The following is a 24194-nucleotide window of genomic DNA, read 5'->3' on the forward strand; positions in this document are numbered from 1 at the left end:
CATCAGGTTTCGTAGACCGACAGGGAGGAGCACGCGCCGCACTTGCCGCACCCGGCCTTGATGTCGCTGGAGCGCAAATTCGCGTCCGCCACGCTGCGGCCCAGGGGCTGCAGGATGGAGCGCATGAACTCGGGCGAGGGGGCCGCGTGGTCTTCCAGCGGCGTGCCGCTGATCGGCACAAACGGCACCACAAACGGGTACACGCCCAGCGCCAGCAGCTGGTCGCAGGTCTGCAAAATGGCTTCCCGTGTATCGCCCAGCCCGGCAAGGATGTAGGTGCTGACCTGGCCCCGGCCAAACACGCGCACGGCCGCTTCAAACGCCTCCATGTAGCGGCTGATCGGCACCTGGGCCTTGCCGGGCATGATTTTTTCGCGCAGATCGGGCGTGACCACCTCCAGGTGCATGCCTAAGGTGTCGATGCCCGAGGCCCGCATGCGCTCAAACCACACATCCTTGTCCGGCGGCTCGCACTGGCCCTGGATGGGGATGTTGACGGCGGCCTTGATGGCGAACGCGCTGTCGCACAGCACCTGGGCACCCCGGTCGGTGGCGTTGGGCGTGCCGGTGGTCATCACCATGTGCTTGATGCCGTCCAGCAGCACGGCGGCGCGGGCCACTTCGGCCAGTTGCTGCGGGGTCTTGTGGGCAATGGTGCGGCCTGCGGCGAGCGACTGGCCGATTGCGCAGAACTTGCAGGTCTTTTTGCGGCTCTCGTAGCGGATGCAGGTTTGCAGCACCGTGGTGGCCAGCACGTCCGCGCCGTGCAGCGTGGCGATGTGCGAGTAGGGCACACCGTCCATCGTCTGCAGGGCATAAAAGCGTGGCTGCTTGGGGAAGCTGATGCTGGCAATCGGGATGCTGCCGCGCGTTACCACGCTGCGGCCTTGGGCATCGGGTGCCAGCGCGGTGAAGGGCGAGTTCCAGGCGGTGGAGGTGTGCACCGGGACCATGATGGTATGGCCGTCCACCGTGACCGCCTTGTGGTCGCTGGGACCCGCGCCGCCCTTGCGGCTGGCCACGCCCGCGCTAGGGTCCACCAGCCGCAGCCCGAAGGACTGCAACTCGGTCATCAACTCACGGTTCATAGGTTGGATGCTGAGGTTCATACAGGCTTTCAGAAGTGGAGGGGGTGGCGGCCATGCGCTGCAGGGGCACGGCGGGGCGGTCGTTGAGCACCAGGCCCAGCAGCTCGGGGCGGGCGTAGTGGCCCACCGAATCCATCATGCGTTTGCGCTTGGTGATCAGCGCCATGTCCAGGTCGGCGATGACCATGCCTTCGCCCTCGGTCAGCGGCGGGGCCAGGTGCTTGCCTTCCGGCGACACGATCGCGGTGTGACATCCGCCGCGCAGGGCTTTTTGCAGGCTGGCGTCGGGGGTGATGGCCATGATTTGCGCATCGGTCAGCCAGCCGGTGGCGTTGACCACAAAGCAGCCAGACTCCAGCGCGTGGTGGCGGATGGTGACCTCCATTTGCTCGGCAAAAATCGGCCCCACCAGCGAGCCAGGAAACTGCGCGCAGTGGATTTCTTCGTGCTGCGCCATCAGGCTATAGCGGGCCAGCGGGTTGTAGTGCTCCCAGCAGGCCAGTGCGCCGACGCGGCCCACGGCGGTATCCACCACCTTCAGCCCGGCCCCATCGCCCATGCCCCAGACCATGCGCTCGTGGTAGGTGGGGGTGATCTTGCGGCGCTTCAGCGCCAGGCTGCCGTCGGCATCGAACACCAGTTGGGTGTTGTACAGGCTGCCATGGTCGCGCTCGTTCACGCCCAGCACCACCACCATGCCGTGGGCCCGCGCCTGCTCGGCCACCGCCGCCGTCACCGGGCCGGGCACCACCACGGCGCGCTCATACAGCTTGAGGTGGGGCGCGCCCTGCAGCACCGGCGGAAGCACGAACGAGAAGTAGGGGTAGTAGGGCATGAAGGTCTCGGGGAAGACCATGATCTGCACGCCCTTGGCGGCCCCTTCGGCTATGGCTGCGCACACCCGCTCCAGCGTGCCCTCGGGGCGTTCAAAGTCCGGGGCGATCTGCACCGCCGCGGCACGTACGGTTGTGGGTGTGGCGGCCATTTACAGGGTCCAGGTGTCGAGGATGACGGCACCGGCCTTTTTGTGGATCAGCACGATGTCCAGCACGTCCAGCGGGCTGATCGGGCGGATGCCTTCTATCAACGCGCCTTCGCCGTGGCCGTAGAGCGCCTGCAGCGCAAAGCGGCAGGCGTAGACCTTGCCGCCCTCGGCCATGAACTTGGTGATCTGGTTGTTGAAGTTCTGGTGGCCGGGGAAAGCCTCGTCGCCCAGCGTGGGAAAGCCGCGTTGCACGCCCAACGTGACACCCGGGCCGTACAGCAGCACCGAGGTCTCGAAACCCTTGCGCTGCAAACGGGTGGCCTGCAGCAGGTTGACGAAGCCGATGGAGCCTTCAAAGGCCACCGTGTGGAAGGTGACCAGGGCTTTCTCGCCCGGTGCGGCCTTCACGTCTTCAAACACTTTTTCTTCGTAATCGACAAGGTAGTCGCCTTTGGCGTTGGCGGGCTTGGTGACTTTGGGCATGGGGAATCTCCGGTAGAGGTGGATAAATGAAGGGAAGCGCCCTGGACATTTCGCACGCTCCGTGCCACGGAAACGGACCCACCATACGATCAAGTCGCCATCAAACCCGCCGGATATGCCCCGGCGGTTTAAAAACTTTTTTTCAGGCCCTGAAAGCAGCGCTTGGCGGTGTTTTTCCGCACTGGATTAATGCGTTTTCCATGCGATCAATGCACCCGATAAACTGTTTTTGTGCACCAGCAGGATGCACAATCTCGGTGTGCAGCGGGCTTGGAACTTGCATCAATGATTGGATGCCAATGCAATCAAGTCATGCGATCAAGTTGAACGACCCGGTCACTCAACCTCGGTTCCTCAGTTGACCGCTTGTTCTTCTCAATAAAACCAAATGGCTTTTGAGCGCCTCAACTTCAAACGGCTCACCTCTTGGGTGAACCACGCTACACACCCGATTGCACCAATGGGGCCGCGTCTGGGGTCGTTACTCCGCCTGGTGGGCATGGGCCCGCTGCGTTGTCGCGCCTACCCATCCACGCCCCCAACGGCACACTCAGGCGCGTCCAACTAAGGAACCTCGGTTGTGAACAAAACCCCCGCCCACTGGATCAAGAAGCTGCACAAGAGCGACAAACCGGCCTACCTCTTGATGGCCGACCTGATTGCCGACGACGTGCGCACCGGCCGATTGGTAGCCCGCGACCGCCTGCCCACGTTGCGCGAGCTGGCCGGGGACCTGCAGCTCAACTACACCACCGTGGCGCGCGGCTACAGCGAGGCCCGCAAGCGCGGTCTGATTGACAGCCACGCGGGCATGGGCACCTACGTGCGCGGCTCCAGCCCCAGCCTGCCCCTGCGCGGCGGCAGCGCGGCCGAGATGACCATGAACCTGCCGCCCGAGCCCCAAGACCCGGCTTTGCTGGCCCACATGCATGACACAGCAGCCGGTGTGATGGCCAGCGCCGACCTGTACGCCTTGCTGCGCTACCAGGACTTTGGCGGCACCCTGCACGACCGCGAGGTGGCCGCCCAGTGGCTGCGCCGCCGCGTGCCCACCTGCCGGGTGGAGCAGGTGCTGGTCTGCCCCGGCATCCACAGCGTGCTCACCGCACTGTTCTCGCAACTGGCGCGCCCCGGCGAACTGGTGTGTGTAGAGGCACTGACCTATCCCGGTGTAAAAGCCATCGCTGCCCAGCTCGGCATCCAGCTGCACGCGCTGCCACTGGACGACGACGGCCCCAGCGCCGAAGCCTTCGAGCACGCCTGCAAAACCCTGCACCCCAAGGCGCTGTACTGCAACCCCACGCTGCTCAACCCCACCACCGCCACCGTCAGCCGCTCCCGCCGCGAAGCCCTGGCCGATGTAGCGCTGCGCTACGCCATTCCGATCATTGAAGACGATGCCTATGCGATGTTGCCCAGGGACATGCCGCCGACCATGGCCACCCTGGCCCCGGGCCTCACCTACTACATCACCGGCTTCGCCAAATGCTTTGGCGCGGGCCTGCGCAACGCCTATGTGTGCTCGCCCGGCGACCGCCAGTCGCAGCGGCTGGCCGGGGCCCTGCGCGCCACCACGGTGATGGCCTCGCCGTTCACCAACGCACTCGCCACCTTCTGGGTGGAAGACGGCACGGCCGACGCCATGCTGCAAGCCATCCGCAGCGAATGCGCCGCCCGCCAGGCGGTGGCCGAACGCCACCTCGCCCCCTTTGGCATGCGCGGCCACCCCGAGGCCTTCCACCTGTGGCTGCCCGTGGCCGAGGGCTGGAGCCCCGTGGAACTGGCCGCCCACCTGCGCGGCCAGGGCGTGGGCGTGGTGGCCAGCGCCGCGTTTTCCACCGACGGCGACCCGCCCGATGCCGTGCGCATCTGCCTGGGCGGCCCCACCACGCTGGACGAATGCGAGCGCGGCATGCACCTAGTGGCTGATACGCTGCTACACCCTGTTCACCACCACGCCACCAACCTTTAACCCGAGGAGACACCATGGAAACCAAACCCCCACTGCCGCCGTTCACGCAAGAGACCGCCACGCAAAAGACCCGCATGGCCGAAGATGCCTGGAACAGCCGCGACCCCGACCGCGTGGTGCAGGTCTACACCGAAGACACCCGCTGGCGCAACCGCGCCGAGTTCCCCACCGGCCGCGCCGAAGTGCACCAGTTTTTGACCCGCAAATGGGCCAAGGAGCTGGACTACCGCCTCATCAAGGAGCTGTGGGCGCACGCGGGCAACCGCATCGCCGTGCGCTTTGCCTACGAGTGGCACGACGCGGCAGGCCAGTGGTTTCGCAGCTACGGCAACGAAAACTGGGAGTTCACCGAGCACGGCCTGATGGCCTGGCGCTTTGCCAGCATCAACGACCTGGCGATTACCGAGGCTGAGCGCAAATTCCACTGGCCCCTGGGGCGCAGACCCGACGACCACCCCTCGCTGAGTGCTATGGGTTTATAGAGAAATTTTCAGCCTGTGATTGGCAGCTTGTGCTTATGGATAGAGCGTAAGCAGCTATCAAAAAGATACTATTTTTTTCAAAACCGGAGTTTTCATGAACCGCTTAGAGATCACCGAAAAAATCATCACCGTCAAGGTCTCCAAAGGCATCCAGTGGGCCGACGTGGCCAAAAAGGTCGGCCAGTCCAAGGAATGGACCACGGCCGCCTGCCTGGGCCAGATGACCTGCGATGCGGCCCAGGCCAAGGCCATTGGCAAGATATTCGGCCTGACCAGCGACGAGCAAAAGTGGCTGCAGGTGGTGCCCTACAAAGGCTCGTTGCCCACCCCCGTGCCCACCGACCCGCTGATCTACCGCTGGTACGAGATCGTCAGCGTCTACGGCAGCACCATCAAGGAGCTGATCCACGAAGAGTTCGGCGACGGCATCATGAGCGCCATCGATTTCAGCATGGACATCGAGCGCCAGCCCGACCCCAAAGGCGACCGGGTGCGGGTGGTGCTGTCGGGCAAGTTTTTGCCGTACAAGACGTATTGAGACCCGTGCGCAGCCCTGGGGGGGGTGGATTGCAGGTGCACACTGAAAATATGCCGCACCGATCGAGGCACCCAGGTAACTACAAATCCAGCGCCATGAATACGCTGTGCGGGTTTTCGCGGTAGTGCGCGAAGGGGCCACAGAAGCTGAAGCCTACGCTGGCGTAAAGCTTTTGGGCGGGATGGAAGGCTTCTGCGGTGCCGGTTTCCAGGCTCAGGCGGGCGTAGCCGCGGGTTTTGGCGACCTGCAGGATGTGCTGCAGCAAGGCGCGTCCGGCACCCCGGCCCCGGTGGGCGGCGGGGGTGCGCATGGACTTGAGCTCGCCGTGGTGGGCGTCGAGCTGTTTTAGCGCACCGCAGCCCAGCAGCAGCGGGCCGTCCCAGGCGGTCCAGAAGCTGATGCCGGGGGCGCGCAGTTGGGTGATGTCCAGGGCATGCACGCTCTCGGGCGGCGACAAGGCGTACATGCTGTCCAGGTGCTCTTGCAGCAGGGCCCGGATCTCCGGTCCGCTGAGGTCGTCGGTTCTGATCTGCATGGCGTCCACCCGCATGCTTTATTTTTGATAGCTGCTCACGCCCATTCCATAAGCGCCAGCAGCACTTTTGGCTTAAGCCGCTTCGCCGATGCCGCCCACGACCTGGCTGAAGCCGCCGTCCACATAGGTGATCTCGGCGCTGACGCCTGCGGCCAGGTCGCTCAGCAAGAAGGCGGCTACGTTGCCCACGTCGTCGATGGTCACGTTGCGGCGGATGGGGCATTCGGCGGTGGCTTTGAGCATCTTGCCGAAGTCCTTGATGCCGCTGGCGGCCAGGGTCTTGATGGGGCCGGCGCTGATGCCGTTGACGCGCACGCCCTTGGGGCCCACCGATTCGGCCAGGTAGCGCACGCTGGCTTCCAGGCTGGCTTTGGCCAGGCCCATGGTGTTGTAGTTGGGCAAGACGCGCAGGCTGCCCAGGTAGGTCAGCGTGAGCAGGGCGGCCTTGTCGCTGAGATAGGGCAGGGCGGCCTTGGCCATGGCGGGGAAGCTGTAGGCACTGATGTCGTGGGCCACGCGGAAGCTTTCGCGGCTCAGGCCTTCCAGAAAGTCGCCGGTGATGGCCTCGCGCGGCGCAAAGCCGATGCTGTGGACGAAGCCGTCAAACGTGGGCCAGGTCTGGGCCAGGTCGGTGAACAGCTTGTCGATTTGGGCGTCGTCGCCCACGTCGCAGTCAAAGATGAGCTTGGAGTCGAAATCGGCGGCGAATTCGGTGATGCGGTCCTTGAAACGCTCACCCACGTAGCTGAATGCCAGCTCCGCGCCTTCGCGGCGGCAGGCCTTGGCAATGCCGTAGGCGATGGAGCGGTTGCTCAGAACACCGGTGATGAGTAGTTTTTTGCCAGCCAGAAAGCCCATGTGTATCTCCTGAAAAAGTAAGCGACACGGGCTATTCCCTGCGGAACAGCCCGTGTCAAAAAGTATTGCAGAATTGTCGCATGCGGGTTACGGCTGTTTTACTTTCGATGTGCTGCTGCGTGCCCGCCTGGGGCGCGCATGCCTACGCGCAATTTGGCGACGTGAAATACCCCGCCGGGTTCGCGCATTTCAGCTATGTGAACCCCGACGCGCCCAAGGGCGGCGAGATCCGCATGGTGCCGCCCACCCGGCCCACCAACTTCGACAAGTTCAACCCCTTCACCCTCAAGGGCACGCCGCCTTTTGGCATCTCGGGCATGCTGATGGAGACGCTGCTGGTGGGCAATATGGAAGAGCCCACCACCGCCTACGGCCTGCTGGCCGAGGATGTGGAGGTGGCCCCCGACAAACTCAGCGCCACGTTCAAGCTGCACCCCGCCGCCCGCTTCCATGACGGCACGCCGGTGCTGGCCGCCGACGTGGCGTACTCCTTCAATACCCTGGTGGGCAAACTGGCCGCGCCGCAGTACCGCAGCATCTTTGCCGAGGTCAAGGGCGTAGCGGTGCTGGGCGAGCGCACGGTGCGCTTCGACTTTGCCAACCCCAACCCCGAGCTGCCGCTGGTAGTGGGCACCGGCCTGCCGGTGTTCAGCCGCGCCTGGGGCAAGGGCCTGCCGTTCGACCAGATCGTGGAGCAGGTGCCGATCGGCTCCGGCCCGTACAAGATCACCCAGCCCAAACTGGGCCGCGACATCACCTACACCCGCGACCCGGCCTATTGGGCGCGCGACCTGGGCGTGCGCAAGGGCCAGTTCAACTTCGACCGCATCACGTACAAAATCTACCTGGACGAAACCGCCCGTTTCGAGGGCCTGCGGGCGGGGGAATTTGACTTCATGCGCGAATTCATCTCGCGCAACTGGGCGCGGCAGTACGTGGGCAAGCAGTTTGACAACGGTACGTTGAAAAAAGCCACCTTCGTGAACCGCAACCCCGGCGACTTCCAGGGCTATGTGCTGAACCTGCGCAACCCCAAATTCAAAGACGTGCGGGTGCGCGAGGCGCTGGGCCTGGCGATGGATTTTGAGTGGCTGAACCGCCAGCTGTTCTACGGTGCCTACCAGCGCGTCAACGGCTACTTCCCCAACAGCGAATTCCAGGCCCAGGGCCTGCCCGGCGCGGACGAGCTGGCTCTGCTGGAGCCCCTGCGGGCGAAACTGCGGCCCGAGGTGTTTGGCCCCGCCTACCTGTCGCCCAGCACCGCGCCGCCGCGCAGCCTGCGCGACAACCTGCGCCAGGCGCAAAAGCTGCTGCACGAGGCCGGCTGGGACTATGCCGACGGCGCACTGCGCAACGCCAAGGGCGAGGCCTTCACCATCGAGTTTCTGAATGACCAGCCCAGCCTCGCGCGGGTGATCGCACCGCTGCAAAAGTCGCTGGAGAAGCTGGGAATTGCGCTGCAGCTGCGGGTGGTGGATTTCTCGCTGTCCAAGCAAAAAATGGATGCGTTTGATTTCGAAATGACCAGCGTGCGCTTGGTGGGCAGCACCGCCCCCGGTGGCGAGTTGCTGGAGCTGTTTGGCTCCAAGGCAGCGGCCACGCCCGGCTCCAACAACACCTGGGGCATTGCCGACCCCGCCGTGGATGCGCTGTTGCAAAAGGTGGTGACCGCCACCACCCGGCCCGCGCTGGCCACCGCCATGCGCGCCCTGGACCGGGTGCTGACGCACGGCCACTATTCCATCCCGCAGTGGTTCAGCAACGCCTTCTTTGTAGGCTACCGGCCCGCGCCCTTCGTGCTGCCCGCCACCACGCCGCCCTACTACCAGGTAGACGGCTGGGCCAGCAGCACCTGGTGGGCTTCGCCCAGCAACAAGTAGCCATTCCATAGCCATGCTTGCCTATATCTTCAAACGCATTCTGCTGATGGTGCCCACGCTCTTGGGCGTACTGCTGGTGACCTTTGCCGTGGTGCAGTTCGTGCCCGGCGGGCCGGTGGAGCAGATGGTGTCGCAGCTCCAAGGCCGCGATTCGGGCGGCGAGCGGGCGGCGGCCTCGGGCGCGGGCTACCGGGGACGGCAGGGGATTGACGCCAAGCAGATCGAAGAAATCCGCCAGCTCTACGGCTTCGACAAGCCTGCGCCGCAGCGCTTTTGGCAGATGCTGGGGCAGTTCGCCCGGTTTGACCTGGGCCAGAGCTTCTACCAGCACAAGGACGTGTGGCAACTGGTGAAAGAGAAGCTGCCGGTGTCCGTCAGCCTGGGGCTGTGGACCTTTTTTCTGAGCTATCTGGTCGCCGTGCCGCTGGGCATTGCCATGGCGGTGCGGGCCGGGTCACGGTTTGACTTTGTGACCACGCTGCTGATTCTGGTGGGCTACGCCATCCCCGGCTTTGTGCTGGGCGTGGCGCTAGTGGTCATTTTTGGCGGGCAGTTGCAGTGGTTTCCGCTGCGCGGGCTCACTTCCAGCCAATGGGACACGCTGGGCTGGGGCGCCAAGGTGGTGGACTACCTGTGGCACATCGCGCTGCCGGTCACCGCCATGGTGCTGGGCAGCTTTGCCGTGACGGCCATGCTGACCAAGAACGCGTTTCTGGAAGAAATCCGCAAGCAGTACGTGCTGACGGCCCGCGCCAAGGGCTTGAGCGAGCGGCAGGTGCTGTGGAAGCATGTTCTGCGCAATGCGCTGATCCCCATCGTCACCGGCTTCCCTGCCGCCTTCATCGGTGCATTTTTTACCGGCTCCCTGCTGATCGAAACCCTGTTCTCGCTCGACGGCCTGGGCCTGCTGAGCTATGAGAGCGTGATCCGCCGCGACTACCCCGTGGTACTGGGCACGCTGTACCTGTTTACGCTGATTGGCCTGGTGACCAAGCTGATTTCCGATCTTTGTTATGTCTGGGTAGATCCGCGTGTCAGATTTGACTAAAACTGTGTCGCCTAGCCCTGGCCGCCGTGCCTGGCAGCGTTTTAAGCGCAACCGCCTGGGCTACTGGAGCCTGGTAATTTTTTGCGTGCTGGTGGTCCTGAGCCTGCTGGCCGAGGTGCTGAGCAACGACCGCCCGCTGGTGCTGCGTTACCAGGGCCAAACCTACTTTCCGCTGGTAAAAGACTACGCCGAGACCACCTTTGGCGGCGACTTTCCCACGCCCACCGACTACCTCGACCCCTTCATCCAGCAGCAACTGGCGAAAGACGGCAACTGGGCGGTCTACCCGCCCAATCCTTACGGCCCGAAGACGCTGAACTACTTTGCGCAATTTCCCAACCCCTCGGCCCCGTCGCGCGCCAACCTGCTGGGCACCGACGACCGGGGGCGCGACCTGCTGGCCCAGTTGGTCTACGGCTTTCGGGTCAGCGTGCTGTTTGCGCTGGCGCTCACGGCAGTGGGCACGGTGCTGGGCATCGCCACCGGGGCGGTGCAGGGCTTTTTTGGTGGCAAGACCGACCTGGCGTTCCAGCGCTTCATCGAAATCTGGGGCTCCATGCCCGAGCTGTACCTGCTGATCATCTTCAGCGCCATCTTCGCGCCCAGCATCAGCCTGCTGCTGGTGCTGTTGAGCCTGTTTGGCTGGATGGGCCTGAGCGACTACGTGCGGGCCGAGTTTCTGCGTAACCGGCAGATGGACTACGTCAAGGCCGCACGCGCCCTGGGGGTGGGCAATGCACAGATCATCTGGCGGCACATCCTGCCCAACAGCCTCACACCGGTGGTCACCTTTTTGCCGTTCCGCATGAGCGCAGCCATTTTGGCGCTGACCTCGCTGGACTTTCTGGGCCTGGGCGTGCCCCCGGGCACCCCGTCACTGGGCGAGCTGCTGAGCCAGGGCAAGGCGAATATCGACGCGTGGTGGATTTCGCTGTCCACCTTTGCGGTGCTGGCGATCACGCTGCTGCTGCTGACCTTCATGGGCGACGCCTTGCGCGACGCTCTCGATCCGCGGAAGGCGCAGGCATGAGTTTGCTGGATGTCCAAAACTTGACCGTCAGCTTTGACGGCAAGCCGGTGGTGGACCGCATCAGCTTCCAGATCCAGCCCGGCGAAAAGCTGGCGCTGGTGGGCGAGTCGGGCTCGGGCAAAACCATTTCGGCCCTGAGCCTGCTGCGCCTGGTGGCCGATGCGCACACCACGGGCCAGGCCCTGTTTGGCGGGCAGGATCTGCTGGCGCTGCCCGAGCACACACTGCGCGGCATCCGCGGCCAGGACATCGCCATGATTTTCCAGGAGCCGATGACGGCGTTGAACCCGCTGTTCACCATCGGCCGCCAGATTGCCGAGGTTTTTGAGCTAAAACAGGGTCTCACGCCCATCCAATCAGCGCAAGCAGCTATTGAAATGCTAGCGAGTACGGGTATCACCGAACCGGCCCGCCGGGTGGGCAGCTACCCGCACCAGCTCAGCGGCGGCCAGCGCCAGCGCGCCATGATCGCCATGGCCCTGGCCTGCAGGCCGAAGCTGCTGCTGGCCGACGAGCCCACCACCGCGCTGGACGTGACGGTGCGGGGCCAGATTCTGGCGCTGCTGTCCGACCTGCAGCGCCAATACGGCATGGCCGTGCTGCTGATCACCCACGACCTGCACCTGGTGCGCCAGTTTGCCGACCGCGTGGCGGTGATGGAGCGCGGCCACATCGTGGAAACCGGTACTGTGGCGGGCGTGTTCGAGCACCCGCAGCACGCCTATACCCGCAAACTGATCGCGAGCAAACCGGTGCGCGATGTTGTGCCCGAAACCCCCGCCGCACCCCTGCTGCAGGCGACAGGGCTGCGGGTGGCCTATCCCACGGCGCTGCCGGGCATGCGCGGGTGGTTTAAAAAATCCGAGTTCGTGGCCTTGCAGGATGCCAGCTTTGCCATTCCCCCTGGCCAGACGCTGGGCGTGGTGGGCGAGTCGGGCTCGGGCAAGTCCACCCTGGCCCTGGCCGTGCTGGGTTTGCAGGCCTTTGGTGGCACGGTGCAGATCGGCGGCCAGACCTGGGCGCGCGAGGCAGCCAGGAACAAAGCGCTGCGCGCCACCGTGCAGGTGGTGTTCCAGGACCCGTTTTCGTCCCTGTCGCCGCGCCTGACGGTCGAAGAAATCGTGGGGGAGGGCCTGCGCGTCCACGCCCCGCAGCACAACGCCACTGAGCGCCAGCGCCAGGTGCTGCTGGCACTGGCCGATGTGGGCATGGACGAGGCGCAGTTTCCCGGCCTGCTGCAGCGCTACCCGCATGCGTTTTCCGGCGGGCAGCGCCAGCGCCTGGCGATTGCCCGCGCGCTGATCGTGCAGCCGCAGCTGTTGGTGCTGGACGAACCCACCAGCGCGCTGGACGTGACCATCCAGCAGCAGGTGCTGCAATTGTTACAACGCTTGCAACGCGAACGCGGCCTGGCCTACCTGTTGATCACCCACGACATGGACGTGGTCCGCGCCATGGCACACCAGGTGCTGGTGGTGCAAAGTGGTGTAATCGTCGAAACCGGCCCAGTGCACCAGGTGCTGGACGCGCCGCAGCACGCTTACACACGAACCTTGGTTGCAGCAAGCGCGTAGTCCCGTAAAAGCCCTGCCAAGTAGTGCAAAACCTCCCAGTATTTAAGAAAATACCCTGTGTCACCTTCCAGTCGAACAGGTTTTTTGCTTAAATACGGCCCATTTCTGGGCTAGAATAAGAGCTCACGACCAAACGGGCGGGTAATTACCGCCCGTTTTTTTTGGTCGATTGTTTTTAACAAGTCTTAAAAACACACTTTAAAGCAGGCTTTCAAGGTGTTTTCGGGGCTAATGCACCTACCAATATCACACGTGGCGTTACAAGAAATCGTTGAACAAACCGTAACCGGATTCGGTTACGACCTCGTAGAGATCGACCGCTCTGCCGGTGGTTTGCTGCGCATCACGATCGACCATCCCTGGGTCGCTGGCGCACCCGAGCAGTTCATCAACGTCGAAGACTGCGAAAAAGTCACCCGCCAGCTCCAGTTTGCACTGGAAGTCGATGGCGTGGAATACAAGCGGCTGGAGGTGTCCTCGCCCGGTATCGACCGCCCCCTGCGCAACACCACAGATTTTCAGCGTTTCGTCGGCTATGTGATCGATGTAAACCTCAAGGTGGCCATTGGCGTTGCCGCAGAAGGCAAGGTCAACGCCAACCGTAAAAAATTTCGCGGCACGCTGGAAGCCGTGGCGGCTGTCGGCAGTGCGGCCCCCAGCTGGCAAATTGTCTGGAGCGACGAGCCCGAGCCCAAGCCGGGGGTGCGCGTCAGCAAGAAGCGCGTTCCCGCGCCTTTGCAGGCCATGGGGTTCACGCTGGACGAGATCCGCGATGCCCGGCTGGCCCCCATCGTAAGTTTCCATGGTCGCAACGCAAAAGACACGGGTGTTGCGCCCGAATGATGTTCCGCCGCTCGCTGCGGATGGGGTTTTTTTGGTTTTAGTGTTCAGGAGATTCGTGACATGAATCGCGAAATGTTGATGTTGGTAGATGCCATTTCACGTGAGAAGAACGTGGAGCGGGATGTTGTTTTTGGCGCGGTGGAGTCGGCTTTGGCGCAGGCCACCAAAAAGCTGTACCAGGGCGAAGTGGATATCCGCGTCGCCCTCGACCGTGACAGCGGCAACTACGAAACCTTCCGCCGCTGGCTGGTGGTACCAGACTCTGCCGGTTTGCAAAACCCCGAGGCAGAAGAGCTGGTGTCGGACGTGCGCGACGATATTCCTGACATCGAAGAAGGCGACTACATCGAGAAACCGATCGAGTCGCTGCCGATAGGCCGCATTGGTGCCATGGCCGCCAAGCAGGTCATTCTGCAAAAAATCCGCGATGCCGAGCGCGAAATGCTGCTCAACGACTTCATGAGCCGTGGCGACAAGATCTTTGTCGGCACCGTCAAGCGCATGGACAAGGGCGACATCATTGTCGAAAGCGGCCGCGTCGAAGGCCGCCTGCGCCGCAGCGAGATGATCCCCAAGGAAAATCTGCGCACCGGTGACCGCGTCCGCGCCATGATCATGGAAGTGGACCTGACCCTGCGTGGCGCACCTATCATCCTGTCGCGCAGCTCGCCAGCCTACATGGTCGAGCTGTTCCGCCAGGAAGTGCCCGAAATCGAGCAAGGCCTGCTGGAGATCAAATCCTGCGCCCGTGACCCGGGTTCGCGCGCCAAGATCGCGGTGCTGTCGCACGACAAGCGCGTCGACCCCATCGGCACCTGCGTCGGCGTGCGCGGCACCCGTGTCAACGGCGTCACCAACGAGCTTGCCGGTGAACGCGTGGATATCGTGCTGTGGAGCGAAGACCCGGCCCAGTTCGTGATCGGTGCCCTGGCCCCGGCCAATGTGTCGTCCATCGTGGTGGACGAAGAGCGCCATGCCATGGACGTGGTGGTCGATGAAGAAAACCTGGCGATCGCGATTGGCCGCGGCGGACAGAACGTGCGCCTCGCCGCCGAGCTGACCGGCTGGAAGATCAACATCATGGACGCGGCCGAATCGGCCCAGAAGCAGGCCACCGAAACCGACTCCAGCCGCAAGCTGTTCATGGAAAAGCTCGATGTCGACGAGGAAATGGCCGACATCCTGATCCACGAAGGCTTCACCAGCCTGGAAGAAATCGCCTACGTGCCGCTGCAGGAAATGTTGGACATCGAAAGCTTCGACGAAGACACCGTGCATGAACTGCGTTCGCGTGCCAAAGACGTGCTGCTGACCATGGAAATTGCCCTGGAAGAAAACGCCGAAGCGGCCGAACCGGTCTCGCAAGACCTGAACGACCTCGAAGGCCTGACCCCCGAACTGATCGCCAAGCTGCAAGCTGGCGGCATCCACACACGCGACGATCTGGCCGACTTGGCCGGTGATGAGCTCTCCGAAATTACCGGCCAGTCTGAGGACGAGGCCACGACCTTGATCATGAAAGCGCGCGCACATTGGTTTACCAATGACGCCGCTTCTCAAGAGTAATGGTCATGAAAGGTCACACAATACATGTCCACTACTACCGTCGCCGAGTTTGCTGCTGAACTCAAAAAATCTCCCGAAACCCTGCTGGAACAGCTCCGCGGGGCCGGTGTGCCGAAAGCCGCTACGTCCGATGTCCTGAGCGAATCGGACAAGCAGCGCCTGCTGGGCTTTTTGCAGGCCAGCCATGGCACTGCCACACTGGAACGCAAGAAGATCACCCTGGTGAAGAAATCCACCAGCGAAATCAAACAGGCCGATTCCACGGGCCGAGCCCGTACCATCCAGGTGGAAGTGCGCAAGAAGCGTACTTTCATCAAGCGTGAAGACGGCCAGGACGGTGTCATCGAAGGCGCCGCCGAGTCCGAAGTCGAAGTCGATGTGCCCGCCAGCAACGGTGCCGAAGAAGCCGAATTGGCCCGCCGCGAAGAAGAAGCCAGCCGCCAGGCCGAGTTGATGCGCCGCCAGGAAGAAGAATTGATCGAAAAACGCCGTCTGCGCGAAGAGCAGGAAGCCCGCGATGCGAGCGCACGCGCCGTCGCAGAACAAGCCGCTGCTGACGCTGCCGCCAAAGCCGCTGCTGCTGCCCAGGCCGAGCAGCAAAAGGCCGCTGCACCCACCACACCCGCACCCGGCTTGTCGGCTGTCGGTCAGAACATCAACGCTGCCGCCGATGCCGCTGCCGCGGCCAAAGTGCAGGCGCAAAACGATGCCCGCGCCAAAGTGGCAGCCGACTCCAAGGCCCGCGCCGACGAAGAAGCGGCCCGCGTGGTGGACCTGGGCGATCGCCGCCGCAAGGCCGAAGCCGAAGCCGCTGCCATCCGCTTGATGATGTCCACGCCGAAGAAGGTGTTGGTTGCCCACAAGAAGGTGGAAGAGCCCAAGCCGGTCGTGAAGCCCCCTGTGGCCGATGCTGCCAAGGCTGCTGCCATGAAGGGCACGCTGCACAAGCCAGCCGCCGGTGCAGCTCCGGCCAAACCCGCTCCCGGCGCTCCCGCAGCGCCCGGTGCTGGCAAGGAAGTTAAATCCGCCAAGTTGTCCAGCAGCTGGGCCGATCCTGCCAAGAAGAAACCCCTGCCCACCCGTGGCGACTCCAGCGGTGGCGTCGGCCGTGGCAACTGGCGCGGAGGCCCGCGTGGCCGCCGTGGCAGCAATGACCGCGACCAGCGCGACGACAACATGTCGCAGGCACCGGTGGAAGCGCGCACGATCGAAGTGCACGTGCCCGAAACCATCACCGTGGCTGAACTCGCCCACAAGATGGCAGTCAAGGCCTCCGAGGTGATCAAACACCTGATGAAGCTGGGCCAGATGGTCTCCATCAACCAGCCGCTAGACCAAGACACGGCCATGATTCTGGTCGAAGAAATGGGCCACAAAGCCGTTGTGGCTGCGCTGGACGATCCAGAAGCGTTTACCGCCGAAGAAGTGCAACAGCAAGTGTCTGAATCCTTGCCGCGCGCTCCGGTGGTCACCGTCATGGGCCACGTCGACCACGGTAAAACCTCGCTGCTGGATTACATCCGCCGCGCCAAGGTGGCATCCGGTGAAGCCGGTGGCATTACCCAGCACATTGGTGCCTACCACGTGGAAACTCCGCGCGGTATGGTCTCCTTCCTGGATACCCCGGGCCACGAAGCGTTTACCGCCATGCGTGCCCGTGGTGCCCAGGCAACCGACATCGTGATTCTGGTGGTGGCTGCCGACGACGGCGTAATGCCGCAAACCAAGGAAGCCATCAAGCACGCTAAAGCGGCGGGTGTGCCCATCGTGGTGGCGATCAACAAGATCGACAAGCCCGACTCCAACCCCGAGCGCGTCAAGAACGAGCTGGTGATCGAAGACGTGATCCCCGAAGACTTCGGTGGCAGCTCGCCTTTCGTCTCCGTCTCGGCCAAAACCGGTTTTGGTATCGACGAGCTGCTGGAGCAGGTGCTGTTGCAAGCCGAAGTGCTGGAACTGAAGGCACCCGTCGATGCCATGGCCAAGGGCCTGGTGATCGAAGCGCGTCTGGACAAGGGCAAGGGCCCGGTGGCCACCGTGCTGGTGCAGTCGGGTACCTTGAAGACCGGCGACATCGTGCTGGCTGGCTCCACCTATGGCCGCGTGCGTGCCATGCTGGACGAGAACGGCAAGCCGTCCAAGTCCGCAGGTCCGTCGATCCCGGTGGAAATCCAGGGTCTGACCGAAGTGCCCCAGGCCGGTGATGAATTCATGGTCTTGCCCGACGAACGCCGGGCCCGTGAAATCGCCACCTACCGTGCCGGCAAGTTCCGCAACACCAAGCTGGCCAAGCTGCAAGCCGCCAAGCTGGAAACCATGTTCACCGACATCACGGCGGGCGAGGTCAAGATGCTGCCGATCATCGTCAAGGCCGACGTGCAGGGTTCGCAAGAGGCTTTGGCCCAGTCGCTGCTCAAGCTGTCGACCGACGAAGTCAAGGTGCAGATGGTCTACACGGCGGTCGGTGCCATCAGCGAGTCCGACATCAATCTGGCGATTGCCTCCAAGGCCATCGTGATCGGCTTCAACGTGCGGGCCGATGCCGGTGCGCGCAAACTGGCCGAGAACAATGCCGTGGACGTGAAGTACTACAACATCATTTACGACGCAGTCGATGAGTTGAAGTCCGCCATGGCCGGCATGCTGGCTCCCGAGCAGCGCGAAGAAATCATCGGTATGGCCGAGATCCGCACGGTGTTCGTGGCGTCCAAAATTGGTACGGTGGCAGGCTGTATGGTCACTACTGGCTCGGTCAACCGCAGTGCACGCTTCCGCTTGCTGCGCGAAAACATCGTCATCTACACCGGTGAAATTGATTCGCTCAAGCGTGTCAAGGACGATGTGCGCGAAGTCCGCGAGGGCTTCGAGTGCGGTATCAAGCTCAAGAATTACAACGACATCGCCGTCGGCGACCAGTTGGAATTCTTTGAGATCAAAGAAATCGCCCGTACGCTGTAATGGTCAAACGCAAGGCCGCTGCGCCCAACCGCAGCCTCAAAGTCGCCGACCAGATCCAGCGGGATCTGACCGAGCTGATCGCCCGCGAGTTGAAAGACCCGCGGGTAGGCATGGTGACCATCCAGGGGGTGGAAGTCACGCCCGACTACGCGCACGCCAAGGTGTTTTTCAGTGTGCTGACCGGCAACCCGGACGAATGCACCGAAGGTTTGAACCAGGCCGCAGGTTTCCTGCGCTCGGGTTTGTTCAAGCGGCTGCACATCCACACCGTGCCCACCTTGCACTTCCACTACGACCGGACCACCGAGAAAGCCTCGGACATGAACGCGCTGATTGCGCGGGCCGTGGCGTCCCGGTCCCAGGAAGACTAGAGCGATGACCGCAACGCCACGTGTACGGGTTGCCAGGCGCCCCGTGCACGGGGTGCTGTTGCTGGACAAGCCTTTGGGCCTGTCGAGCAACGACGCGCTGCAAAAAGTCAAATGGCTGCTGCGCGGTGAGAAGGCCGGCCACACCGGCACGCTGGACCCACTGGCCACTGGCGTGTTGCCGCTGTGTTTTGGGGCCGCCACCAAGTTCAGCCAGCTGCACCTGGATGCCGACAAAACCTACCTGGCTACGGCCCGGTTGGGCGTGAAGACCAGTACCGGCGATGCCGAGGGCGATGTGATCGAGACCCGTGCGGTGGCGGTGACGCAGGCGCAGATCGATGCGGTCGTGCCGCGTTTTACCGGGCCCATCCGGCAGGTGCCGCCGATGTACAGCGCCTTGAAGCGCGACGGCAAGCCCTTGTATGAATATGCGCGGGCAGGAATCGAGGTTGAGCGGCCAGCGCGGGACGTCGAGATATTTGAGCTAAAAGTGGCTTTAGTGCCCGCGGAATCGGCGCAAGCAGCTATTGAAATAGTAGCAAAGTGCTCGAAGGGTACCTACATCCGCACTTTGGGTGAGGACATTGGCGAGGCCCTCGGATGCGGTGCGCACTTGACGGCCTTGCGCCGCATTGCCACCGGCGATTTTGTGATTGGCCAGTGTGTGACGCTGGCTGCATTGGAAGCCATGACCGAAGACGAGCGGCTGGCGTGTTTGCTGCCGGTGGATGCGCTGCTGGCGCAGCACCGCCGTGTCACGCTGGATGCACAGAATGCAGGGCGGTTCCTCAGTGGCGTGCGCCGCCGGGGTGACTGGCCCGACGATGACCGCGTGGCGGTCTACGGAGATACACCTCCGACCTTGCTGGGTGTTGCCCAGATCAAGGGCGGTGAATTGATACCAGGGCGACTGCTAAGCCCGCTGGATATTGGTCAGATTTTGGCCCAGGCGCAAAAAGCAGAGAGCCCCAGCCTTTAGATTTAGGAGTAGAGAACTATGAGCATTAAACAAATTCGCAATATCGCGATCATCGCCCACGTTGACCATGGCAAAACCACCATGGTCGACCAGTTGTTGCGCCAGTCCGGCACCTTTGCCGAACACGAAAAAGTCGTGGACACCGTGATGGACAACAACGCGATTGAAAAAGAGCGTGGTATTACCATTCTGGCCAAGAACTGCGCCGTGACCTGGGAAGGCACGCACATCAACATCGTCGACACCCCCGGCCACGCCGACTTCGGCGGCGAAGTGGAACGTGCTCTGAGCATGGTCGATGGCGTGGTGCTGTTGATCGATGCGCAAGAAGGCCCCATGCCCCAGACCCGTTTCGTGACCAAGAAGGCCCTGGCCTTGGGTCTGAAGCCGATTCTGGTGGTGAACAAGGTGGACAAGCCCGGTGCGCGCCCCGACTTCGTGGTCAACGCCGCGTTTGATCTGTTCGACAAACTCGGTGCTACCGACGAACAACTCGACTTCCCCGTAGTCTACGCCTCCGGTATCAACGGCTGGTCGTCGCTGGTTGAAGGCGAGCAGGGTGAGCAGTGGGGCCCCGACATGTCGGCTCTGTTCAACACCGTGCTGCAACACGTGCCCGCCCAAAAGGGCGACCCTGCAGCCCCGCTGCAATTGCAGATTTCTGCGCTCGACTTCTCCACCTTCGTGGGTCGTATCGGCGTGGGCCGCATCAGCCAGGGCACCGTCAGGCCCATGATGGACGTAGTGGTCATGGAAGGCCCGGACGGCAAGGCCGTCAAGGGCCGTGTCAACCAGGTACTGACGTTCCAAGGCCTGGAACGTGTGCAGGCCACCGAAGCGGGCCCCGGCGAGATCGTGCTGATCAACGGCCTGACTGACATCGGTATCGGCGTGACCATCACCGACCCGACCAACCCCGCACCGCTGCCGATGCTGAAGGTCGACGAGCCTACCCTGACGATGAACTTCTGCGTCAACACCAGCCCCCTGGCCGGTCGCGAAGGCAAGTACGTCACCAGCCGCCAGATCTGGGACCGCCTGCAAAAAGAACTGCAACACAACGTGGCGTTGCGCGTCAAGGAAACCGACGAAGAAGGTATCTTCGAAGTCATGGGCCGCGGCGAACTGCACTTGACCATTTTGTTGGAAAACATGCGCCGCGAAGGCTACGAACTGGCGGTTTCCAAGCCCCGCGTGGTGATGAAGGAAGTCAACGGCGAAAAGTACGAGCCTATCGAGTTGGTGACTGCCGACATCGAAGACCAGCACCAGGGCGGCGTGATGCAGGCACTGGGCGAGCGCAAGGGCGAACTCGTCAACATGGAGCCGGATGGCCGTGGCCGTGTGCGCCTCGAATACCGTATTCCGGCCCGTGGCCTGATCGGTTTCACCAACGAGTTCCTGAACTTGACGCGCGGTTCCGGTTTGATCTCCAACATCTTCGACTGCTACGAGCCACACAAGGGCGAGATCGGTGGCCGCAAGAATGGCGTGCTGATCTCCATGGACGCAGGCGAAATTTTCACCTACGCCCTGGGCAAGCTGGACGACCGTGGCCGCATGTTCGTGCGTGCCAACGACCCCGTGTACGAAGGCATGATTGTGGGTATCCACAGCCGTGACAACGATCTGGTGGTCAACGCCACGCGTACCAAGCAGCTGACCAACTTCCGCGTGTCCGGCAAGGAAGACGCCATCAAGATCACGCCCCCGATCGAATGCACGCTGGAATACGGTGTGGAGTTCATCGAGGACGACGAGTTGGTCGAAATCACGCCCAAGTCGATCCGTCTGCGCAAGCGTTACCTGACCGAAAGCGAGCGCAAGCGCGCTGGTCGCTAAGCTGATGGCACCACGCCGTTGCGCCTCCAGGCGCAAGGCGTAGTCCCCCGAACCCCGGCACGTTGTATAGCGTGCCGGGGTTTTTCATTGCCCGTTCGCAATTTTGCGTCCCCGTTGCAATGGCCCTGCGGCTGTAGGTGATATTTTTGGCATTTATTGCTATTTGATATGTGTTTTTATCAAATTTTTCCGAATATATATCATATTTGATAAAATCAAGGCCTACTTTTTCAAGGAGCATCCATGTTGCGTCAACCCATTCTTTTCTCCATCGCCCTCGTTGCCGGACTGCTGGCAGGGGTGTCCATGCCTGCATCTGCGCTGGCACCGGCAGCAGGAAAGACGGTCCTGAGTGTTACCGGCTTGGTGGGTGAAAAAAATACGGATACCGCTGCAGTGTTCGACATGGCCATGCTGGAAAAACTACCCCAGCAGACCTTCACCACCCATACCCCATGGGACAAGCAGCCCGTGACCTTCACCGGACCGCTGTTGCGCGATGTGCTGGCGGCGGTCAAGGCCAGTGGCACCCAGCTCAAGGCCATGGCCCTCAACGATTACCAAACCACGATCCCCATGGAAGATGCGCAGCGGTTTGACGTCATCGTGGCCTACAAGCTCAACGGACAGGCTATTCCCGTCAAGACCAAGGGGCCGCTGTTCATCGTTTACCCGTTTGATTCCAAAACAGAACTCCAAACCACCCGCTACTATGAGCGTTCGGCCTGGCAACTTAAATCCATCAAAATCGAATAAGCCCCTCCATGCGCATCAACGTCAACCACCACCGCCATTTGCTATGGGTCGCCCTGGTGAGTGTCAGCATGGCTTTGGCCATGGCGGTGATGTTGGTGCTGCAGTTAACCCAAAGACAATCCATCCGCCAAAGCAGCCAGGTCGGCAACGACTCGATCACCGCCATGGCCTTTCAGTACGAGCGCGAGTTTTTGCGCTTTCGGCAGGCACTGCGTGGTGTGGTCCAGGAGCGCACGCCGCCGGACCTCGACGACGTCAGATTGCGCCTGGATATTTTTGTCAGCCGTTTGGGGCTGTTACGCGACAACCCCAGCATTACCTTGCTCCAAGAGCGCCCCGAGTATGCCGAGGTCATTCCTGGCATGGAGCAGTTGGTGGCGCGAACCGACCAAGTCCTCAGCCGCGATGCGCCAGACGCCCAGGCCATGGCCGATCTGCTCGTTGAATTTAACGCCGCGGGGCCAGCGGTGCAGGCGCTCAGCATGGCGGCCAACAGCCAGGTCTCCTTGTTGCTGGAGCGCCAGGGTAGCACCTTGTTGCGCCAGAACGACCAGATCATCTGGCTGACTTTGGCCCAACTGATCGGCTTGTTGGTCGCATCGGGCAGCCTGGTGGTGCGACACCGCAAACAGGAACAGCTGCGGCTGGAATGGCAGCGACTCAACGCCAATCTGGTGGCGGCCAATTTGCAGGCCGAAAATGCCAACCGTGGGAAAAGCCAGTTTTTGGCCAATATGAGCCATGAACTGCGCACGCCGTTCAATGGCATGCTGGGGATGTTGGGCCTGCTGGAGGGCACGACACTCAACGCCGAGCAGGCCGACTACGTCAACACCGTGCGCGGATCTGCCAGCCATTTGCTGGCCTTGCTCAACGATATTCTGGATGTATCGGCGCTGGACGTAGGCAAGATGGCCGTCAACCCGATACCGGTGCAGCTGCCCTCGTTGCTGCGCGACGTAGATGCCTTGATGCAACCACTGGCCAAGGAAAAGAAGCTCGACTTTTCCCTGGTATTGCACACGGAACTGCCCGCTTGGGTCGAGGCCGACGGCACCCGGATCAAGCAGATTTTGCTCAATCTGGTGTCGAACGCCATCAAGTTCAGCCCCCAAGGCGCCATCGCGCTGGACGTCGAATGTGACTTTGCGCCCGCCGCACGGGCTACGGACACGGTGGTCTTGCGGCTGCGCGTGAGTGACCAGGGCATTGGCATGGATGCCGCCACCATCGGTTGCTTGTTCCAGCGGTTTTCCCAAGGCGATGCCAGTATCTCCCGCCGATTTGGCGGCACGGGCCTGGGGTTGGAGATTTCCCGTAACCTGGCCCGTTTGATGGGTGGCGACATCACCGTACAAAGCCAGCCAGGGCAGGGCAGCCAGTTCAGCCTGGAGTTGCCATTGGCCTGCGTGCCAGCGCCACCGCCGATGCTCCCGCACGTGGTGGAGGCGGTGCCCCTCGACCACAGGATTCCTGGCGGCGAGACTGCGCCCGGTCTGGACATTCTGGTCGCTGAAGACCACCCGGTGAACCGCAAATACATGCAAGCCCTGCTCAGCCGACTGGGGCACCGCATCCGGTTCGTGGAAGACGGGCTCCAGGCTGTGGCCGAAGTGCGCCGGGCCATGCCAGACCTGGTTTTCATGGATGTGCACATGCCGGTGATGGACGGACTGCAAGCAACCCAGTCCTTGCGCGCCGGGGGCGACCAGGCCGCCCAGGTCTACATCGTGGCATTGACGGCCGATGCGTTCGCCGAGTCGCGCGAGCGGGCGCTGGCGGCGGGCATGGATGCGTTTTTATCCAAACCGGTGCGCATCGACCAGATCGAAACCTTGCTACAGCAGCGTTTCGGGGCCCGCGCCACACCGCGCCGGGATCCGGTCGCACCGGCGGTCGAAGTGCCGGTGCCTGCAGCGGCACAGCCGTTAGCCACCAAGCCCCCGCGCAGGCGCTTTCGCGCGGGCGATGTCGCCCACCACCTGGACATGGCCATGCTGGGCGAGATCTGTGTGGCCGTGTCCCTGGACGGCTACCGGTCGCTGGTGGACGGATTTTTCAGCGACGAATCGGGGACTTTTGCCACGCTGCTGTCGGCTTTGGAGCGGGGCGAGTTGGCCGCGCTGCATGCCTCTGCCCATGCCTTGAAAGGTGCTGCGGCCAGTCTGGGGCTGCATGCGCTGGCCGACTTGGCCGCGCAGACCGAACAGGTGGGAGCCCAATGGAGCGCCGAAGAATGCGCCGCCAACCGCCAACAACTGATGGGTTTGCACCTGACCGCGCACGCTCTATGCCATCGCATGGGTTTGACCACGCAGGCGCCGGTTGACGGCGTTGCCATCGGGCGTTGAGTACCCTTTGCCGGTGGGCGCGTTTGCCGCGCCGGCTCCGGAAACCGGGGATCGG

The 24194-nt window shown here is 62.7% G+C and carries 20 protein-coding genes; 15 read left to right on the forward strand and 5 right to left on the reverse strand.

From position 1 onward, the window contains the following. Positions 1-2 precede the first annotated feature (2 nt). From AB3G31_RS11485 to AB3G31_RS11495, 3 genes are read right to left on the reverse strand one after another with little or no spacing between them, the layout of a single operon-like run. On the reverse strand, positions 3-1073 hold the full coding sequence (locus tag AB3G31_RS11485) for an MSMEG_0568 family radical SAM protein (protein ID WP_367850332.1): 1071 nt from the start codon (positions 1071-1073) through the stop codon (positions 3-5). A 4-nt stretch (positions 1074-1077) separates the two neighbouring features. After that, positions 1078-2073 (reverse strand): Nit6803 family nitrilase, encoded by a 996-nt coding sequence (locus tag AB3G31_RS11490; protein WP_367846219.1) that lies wholly within the window; start codon positions 2071-2073, stop codon positions 1078-1080. Next, on the reverse strand, positions 2074-2556 hold the full coding sequence (locus AB3G31_RS11495) for an MSMEG_0572/Sll0783 family nitrogen starvation response protein (RefSeq protein WP_367846220.1): 483 nt from the start codon (positions 2554-2556) through the stop codon (positions 2074-2076). It abuts the gene before it with no gap. 580 nt (positions 2557-3136) lie between these two features. Between AB3G31_RS11495 and AB3G31_RS11500 the strand changes: the two genes are divergently transcribed. The 3 genes from AB3G31_RS11500 (at position 3137) to cynS (ending at position 5548) form a co-directional block, all read left to right on the forward strand. Further along, positions 3137-4528 (forward strand): PLP-dependent aminotransferase family protein, encoded by a 1392-nt coding sequence (locus AB3G31_RS11500; protein ID WP_367846221.1) that lies wholly within the window; start codon positions 3137-3139, stop codon positions 4526-4528. Positions 4529-4542: 14 nt separating this feature from the next. Continuing rightward, positions 4543-5010 (forward strand): DUF1348 family protein, encoded by a 468-nt coding sequence (locus AB3G31_RS11505; protein ID WP_367846222.1) that lies wholly within the window; start codon positions 4543-4545, stop codon positions 5008-5010. Positions 5011-5104: 94 nt separating this feature from the next. After that, positions 5105-5548, forward strand: a complete 444-nt coding sequence (cynS, locus tag AB3G31_RS11510) for a cyanase (RefSeq protein WP_367846223.1) — start codon at positions 5105-5107, stop codon at positions 5546-5548. 79 nt (positions 5549-5627) lie between these two features. On the opposite strand, the gene AB3G31_RS11515 is transcribed toward cynS, so the two are convergent. Further along, complete coding sequence (locus AB3G31_RS11515; protein ID WP_367846224.1) at positions 5628-6083, reverse strand: GNAT family N-acetyltransferase; 456 nt, start codon at positions 6081-6083, stop codon at positions 5628-5630. A gap of 72 nt (positions 6084-6155) precedes the next feature. After that, entirely contained in the window at positions 6156-6941 is a 786-nt protein-coding gene (fabI, locus tag AB3G31_RS11520; RefSeq protein WP_367846225.1) for an enoyl-ACP reductase FabI, read from the reverse strand. Positions 6942-7021: 80 nt separating this feature from the next. Here fabI and AB3G31_RS11525 point away from each other — a divergent pair, with 80 nt between their 5' ends. The 12 genes from AB3G31_RS11525 (at position 7022) to AB3G31_RS11580 (ending at position 24139) form a co-directional block, all read left to right on the forward strand. Next, on the forward strand, positions 7022-8821 hold the full coding sequence (locus AB3G31_RS11525) for an extracellular solute-binding protein (protein ID WP_367846226.1): 1800 nt from the start codon (positions 7022-7024) through the stop codon (positions 8819-8821). A gap of 13 nt (positions 8822-8834) precedes the next feature. Further along, on the forward strand, positions 8835-9869 hold the full coding sequence (locus AB3G31_RS11530; RefSeq protein WP_367846227.1) for a microcin C ABC transporter permease YejB: 1035 nt from the start codon (positions 8835-8837) through the stop codon (positions 9867-9869). Beyond that, positions 9853-10899 carry an ABC transporter permease gene (locus tag AB3G31_RS11535; protein ID WP_367846228.1) on the forward strand — a complete coding sequence of 349 codons (1047 nt, stop codon included), beginning with the start codon at positions 9853-9855 and terminating at the stop codon, positions 10897-10899. The genes AB3G31_RS11530 and AB3G31_RS11535 overlap by 17 nt, the downstream gene beginning before the upstream one ends. Continuing rightward, a complete protein-coding gene (locus AB3G31_RS11540) occupies positions 10896-12473 on the forward strand; it encodes an ABC transporter ATP-binding protein (RefSeq protein WP_367846229.1) in 1578 nt (525 codons plus the stop codon). The genes AB3G31_RS11535 and AB3G31_RS11540 overlap by 4 nt, the downstream gene beginning before the upstream one ends. Before the next feature lie 252 nt (positions 12474-12725). Further along, positions 12726-13316 carry a ribosome maturation factor RimP gene (gene rimP, locus AB3G31_RS11545; RefSeq protein WP_367846230.1) on the forward strand — a complete coding sequence of 197 codons (591 nt, stop codon included), beginning with the start codon at positions 12726-12728 and terminating at the stop codon, positions 13314-13316. 60 nt (positions 13317-13376) lie between these two features. Next, a complete protein-coding gene (nusA, locus tag AB3G31_RS11550; protein WP_367846231.1) occupies positions 13377-14882 on the forward strand; it encodes a transcription termination factor NusA in 1506 nt (501 codons plus the stop codon). A 24-nt stretch (positions 14883-14906) separates the two neighbouring features. After that, positions 14907-17840 carry a translation initiation factor IF-2 gene (infB, locus tag AB3G31_RS11555; protein ID WP_367846232.1) on the forward strand — a complete coding sequence of 978 codons (2934 nt, stop codon included), beginning with the start codon at positions 14907-14909 and terminating at the stop codon, positions 17838-17840. Further along, positions 17840-18211, forward strand: coding sequence for a 30S ribosome-binding factor RbfA (gene rbfA, locus AB3G31_RS11560; RefSeq protein WP_367846233.1), 372 nt, complete (start codon positions 17840-17842; stop codon positions 18209-18211). The genes infB and rbfA overlap by 1 nt, the downstream gene beginning before the upstream one ends. Positions 18212-18215: 4 nt before the next feature. Then, positions 18216-19190 (forward strand): tRNA pseudouridine(55) synthase TruB, encoded by a 975-nt coding sequence (gene truB, locus AB3G31_RS11565; RefSeq protein ID WP_367846234.1) that lies wholly within the window; start codon positions 18216-18218, stop codon positions 19188-19190. A gap of 18 nt (positions 19191-19208) precedes the next feature. Next, entirely contained in the window at positions 19209-21032 is a 1824-nt protein-coding gene (gene typA, locus AB3G31_RS11570; protein WP_367846235.1) for a translational GTPase TypA, read from the forward strand. A 243-nt stretch (positions 21033-21275) separates the two neighbouring features. Beyond that, positions 21276-21788, forward strand: a complete 513-nt coding sequence (locus tag AB3G31_RS11575) for a molybdopterin-dependent oxidoreductase (RefSeq protein WP_367846236.1) — start codon at positions 21276-21278, stop codon at positions 21786-21788. A gap of 8 nt (positions 21789-21796) precedes the next feature. Beyond that, on the forward strand, positions 21797-24139 hold the full coding sequence (locus AB3G31_RS11580) for an ATP-binding protein (RefSeq protein WP_367846237.1): 2343 nt from the start codon (positions 21797-21799) through the stop codon (positions 24137-24139). The last annotated feature ends 55 nt before the right edge of the window (positions 24140-24194 follow it).

It is taken from the genome of Rhodoferax sp. WC2427 (genome assembly GCF_040822085.1).
GTDB lineage: Bacteria > Pseudomonadota > Gammaproteobacteria > Burkholderiales > Burkholderiaceae_C > Rhodoferax_B.